General features: G+C 36.9%; 4 protein-coding genes. 1 reads left to right on the top strand and 3 read right to left on the bottom strand.

Features of this window, described 5'->3' with window-relative positions:
• Positions 1-2,663, top strand: a 2,663-nt coding sequence (locus VB797_RS34630; RefSeq protein WP_323242342.1) for a pentapeptide repeat-containing protein, incomplete at its 5' end; no start/stop codon positions are given.
• Positions 2,664-2,702: 39 nt separating this feature from the next.
• Here the strand turns inward: VB797_RS34630 and VB797_RS34625 are convergent.
• From VB797_RS34625 to VB797_RS34615, 3 genes are all read right to left on the bottom strand, one after another.
• Positions 2,703-3,359, bottom strand: coding sequence for a hypothetical protein (locus VB797_RS34625; RefSeq protein ID WP_323242341.1), 657 nt, complete (start codon positions 3,357-3,359; stop codon positions 2,703-2,705).
• Between the two features lie 107 nt (positions 3,360-3,466).
• A complete protein-coding gene (locus VB797_RS34620) occupies positions 3,467-3,739 on the bottom strand; it encodes a hypothetical protein (RefSeq protein ID WP_323242340.1) in 273 nt (90 codons plus the stop codon).
• A partial coding sequence (locus VB797_RS34615; protein ID WP_323242339.1) for a C-terminal helicase domain-containing protein occupies positions 3,736-4,606 on the bottom strand: 871 nt, incomplete at its 5' end. The genes VB797_RS34615 and VB797_RS34620, both read right to left, overlap by 4 nt.

Here is a 4,606-nt window from a genome sequence, read left to right as displayed (position 1 = left end):
GAGTTTACTTGTATGCAGTACAGCGAAAAATGCAACGAGATATCAAAGCAGAGCGTACTTTTACTTCCTTAGCAGATAAGATGTATTTCCTGTGCGAATTGGCTTGGGAAATGCTTTCCAAGGAGCAAATGAGTTTAAATTATCGCTTGTTTCCCGATCGGATTCGACGGTTATTTGGTTCCGTAGTGCAGGAAGAGAAGGATTTAGACCACTGGCAATACGATATGTTGGGACAAACGATGCTGATTCGTAATGCGGATGGTGATTATACTCCAGCGCATCGTTCGTTATTGGAATTTTTTGTCGCGTATAAATTTGCGGCGGAATTGGGAGTGTTAGCGGATGATTTTACTCAATTAGCACAAGCCCAATCTTGTTTGGATAGGAATGCTCTACCCATTGAATATACTTGGTCTGGTTATTTTGAGCGCCAGTTGGATGAGAATGGGTGTAGTTTGGCTATAGCTCCGCTAGGAAAGTTTATTAGCGAGCCATTGGAGAAATTGAAGGAAACTTTAGGGCGATCGCCACTTACGAAAGCAGTAATAGATTTGATGTTGGGGATGGTGGGTGATAATGAGTCGTTAATTAGAGTTATTGAAGAGACGCGAGGGAAAACAGATTCAGAAGTTGATTATGTTGGCGGGAATGCGGCAACGATTTTAGTAAAAGTTGAGAATACGGCGTTAGAAGATAAGGATTTATCTGGTGCGGTTATTAAAGCTGCTGATTTTACAAAGGCTAGCTTGCGTTGTGTTAACTTCCAAAAAACGAATTTCACTGATTCTACTTTTAAAAAGCCTTTTGGCTTTATTTTATCTTTAGCATTCAGCCCAGATGATAAATTACTCGTAACTGGTGGTGCTGATGGTGAAATTCGTTTATGGCAAGTTGTTGATGGAAAGCAAGTTCTCAGCTTTAGAGGACATAGTGATTGGGTCAGTTCAGTTGCTTTTAATCCTGATGGCAAAATTATTGCAAGTTGCAGTCACTCTAGTACCCTGAAATTATGGGATTCAAAAACTGGAGAGTGCCTAAAAATTTTACGAGGACATACATTGGGAGTACGCAAAATATCTTTTAACTTAGACGGTACAATTCTGGCAAGTAGTAGTGATGACCAAACAATAAAACTTTGGGATGTTAGTACTGGAGAATGTATTAAAACCTTGCGGGGACATACTGATTCTGCGTTCACAGTAGCAATAGCGCCTAATAGTCAAGTCTTAGCTAGTGGTAGTTTCGATAATTCAGTAAAAATTTGGGACATCACCACAGGAACTTGCGTTAAAACCTTACAGGAACATAAAGATGGTGTTATTTCAGTAGCATTTAGCCATGACAGTAAAATCTTAGCTACTGGCGGTTATTATAAAGACCAAACAATAAAACTTTGGGATGTTAGTACTGGGCAAAATATTAAAGATTTAACCATGCATACTAATGTAATCCGTTCCATTATTTTTAGTAAAGATAATAAAACTATTTTTAGTACAAGCACTGACCATACAATTAAAGTTTGGTCTATTAATGATGGGGAATACTTAAAAATAATCAAAGGACATAATGCTAAAGTTAGGGAAATTGCTCTTAACTCAAAAGATACATTACTTGCAAGTTGTAGCAATGACCACACAATAAAACTTTGGGATATAAACACCGGCGAATGTGTAAAAACTTTGCATGGATCTAGTAATTGGGTGCAATCAGTTGTTGTTACTCCTAATGGCAAAACAATTATTAGTGGTAATGGTAATCAAACAATAAAGTTCTGGGATATTGATACAGGTGATTGTTTCAGAACTCTCAGAGGACATGATAAGTCGGTAAATTCAGTTACTATAAGTCCTGACAGTAAAATTATTGCAAGTGGTAGTGGCGATAATATTGTTATGATTTGGGATTTTAGTAATGGAAAGTACCTGAAAAATTTAGATGGACATCAAGGACGAATATTAGATTTAGCATTTAGTTGTGATGGTTTAACTCTTGCTAGTGCTAGCATGGACAATAATGTAAAATTATGGGAAATCTCTAGTGGACAGTGTGTAAAAACTTTTCAAGGACATAGTTCTCGGGTAACTTCTGTTGCCTTTTGTGCTGATAACAAAATCATATTAAGTAGTAGCCGCGATCGCACAATAAAATTCTGGGATATTGATACAGGACATTGTTTCAGAACCTTAGAAGGACACGATGCTGACATATCGTCAGTTACGTTAAATCCCAATGGTAAAACTATAGCAAGTGGTAGCCGGGATGGAACGGTTAAAATATGGGATATTCAAAGTGGTAAATGCTTGAAAACTTTGCAAGATAATCACTCTGGAATAGATTCAGTTAAATTTAGTTCTGATGGTTCATTGCTTGCAAGTGGTAGTCTTGACCAAACTATAAAACTATGGAATGTTCACATAGGTGAATGTATAAAAACATTAAAAGGTCATACAAATAGAGTTGTACCAGTTGCGTTTACCCCAGATGATAAATTCTTAGTTAGTGGTAGCTATGACGAAACCATCAAAATCTGGAATATTCAAACCGGGGAATGCATCAAAACCCTCAGCAATAAACCCTACGCCAATATGAATATCACTGGGGTTACTGGTTTAACCGAAGTTGAGAAAACCTCGCTCAAAGCATTAGGTGCAGTGGAGAACTAATGAACTACCCATAGCTATACCCCGGATTCCGCAGACAGTTTACTTACTATAAACCTCCGGAGCAATAATCTTAGCTTCCTTATCGCTCAGATAAAATGTTGTCACTGGTACCCCTGACTCTTCACATCGCAACGGTTCAATAATTTTCAAGTAAGGATTCCAAACGGCAATTACTCCCCGTTTCGCCTTTTTTCTAATCAGTTCACATTCGATATGAACTGTTTGCAATAAAATTATTAAAGTACTGTGTAATTGTGCCGTGACGCTCAAGGAATATCGCTCTTGCAAATCGGTTAATTTTCGCTTCAATTCCATTTGAGTAGCTTGAATCCGAGCTAATTCTTTCTCTTTTGCTTCTCCTTCCAAATTCTTTTTCTTAATTTTGGCTCTAATCTCAGAAACAATTGTGTTGTAATAATTTTTAATTCTTTCTTCATCCCTACCTAATTTACGCGATAAACTTTTACGCCAAGGTGTAATTTCTGTGTCAATTAATTTTGATGCGTGGGAATTAGCAGTATTTAACAATCGTTCAAAGTTAATATGTGCCAGATTTGATGCATCTTTCAAACATATTTGGTCGGATTTCCATGACAGTGCATCACCAATTTTTACACCGGGAATACCCGTCAGACCATTAATAAAAAACGATACCATTCCCAACCGCTTTTCGTCTGCACTCGCGGTATAGGACATATTAAATAAGATGTAGGGAGTTAGCGCTTCAAAGGATTTACCAACGCGAATTAAACCATTTTGCGGACATAAAGTATCGCCTATTTTCTTCTCAAAGCCTGTAGTTTTTAAATAGCCATCATACTTGATACCGAGTGCGGATGCATAACCTTGAAATCAAGTAACCCAGAAAACTTATCAAATATTTCTGAATTATAGGTAACAAAATAGCTGTCGTTTACATCTGCTCTGGTGCTAAAACTAATAGAATCAGATACATCTAAAGAGCGAGCAATATCTACTGGCAGCAATGCTTCTAAAGTATCATCATTCGTAAACTCTGCAACTCCAGAGTTTAAGCTAATTACTTGGTTGATAGCATCAAGAAGTTGATTTTTCATGCCTCTAAATCATCTCCAAATAAGTTCTCATCAAATTCTTGTACTTTTTGATAACTATGTTTGGCATCTAATAATTGTCCTCCAAAAGAATCAAAAGCATTATCTAATTCATCTTTATGGGAATTCGCCAACCACAGGTCAATTACCATGTCTTCAAAATCAAATTCATCCCCCATATTCCCTAATATGGTTTCGATTTCTCCTACTACCAATTCAAACATATTGATTTTGTCGTGAAGAACTTTGAGAATATATTCTTCAATACTATTAGCTATACAAAAATTAAAGATAAAAACATCTTGAGTTTGACCAATTCGGTGAAGACGACCAATACGTTGTTCAATTTTCATCGGATTCCAAGGTAGGTCATAATTGACAATTGCATTGGCAAATTGTAAGTTGCGTCCTTCTCCTCCTGTTTCTGTTGCCAGCATAACTGGTACTTGTTCTCGGAAGTCTTCAATAGCGCTATCTTTGGCTTTGAGCGACATATCCCCTCTGAAGGAACTATGTTTTATTCCCGCAGTTGTTAAACTTTCGGATAAATAAGTTTGGGTAGCGAGGTTATTAACAAATACTAAAGTTTTTTGATTAGATTTTTTGAGCAAGTCTACTAACATCCGAGTTTTTTCAAACTGTTTGATATTACTAGCACGCTTTTTGAGAAACAAAATTTGAGAATTATTAAAACGAGACTGCAATCCTTCCAAAGAACTAAGCAAAGCAGCTGGACTGGAACCAGCACGCATCAGTAGGTTATTTCTGGTTAATTTATCAATCGTTTTTTCTTCTCGTGATGAACGCAAGTATTCGTTAATGGCTTGATATAATTCCTTTTCCTCTTGGGTTGGTTGCACCGTAATCGTC

The sequence above is a fragment of the Rivularia sp. UHCC 0363 genome (assembly GCF_034931125.1).
Classification (GTDB): Bacteria; Cyanobacteriota; Cyanobacteriia; order Cyanobacteriales; family Nostocaceae; genus Rivularia.
This window is presented reverse-complemented; position numbering and strand designations above follow the sequence as displayed.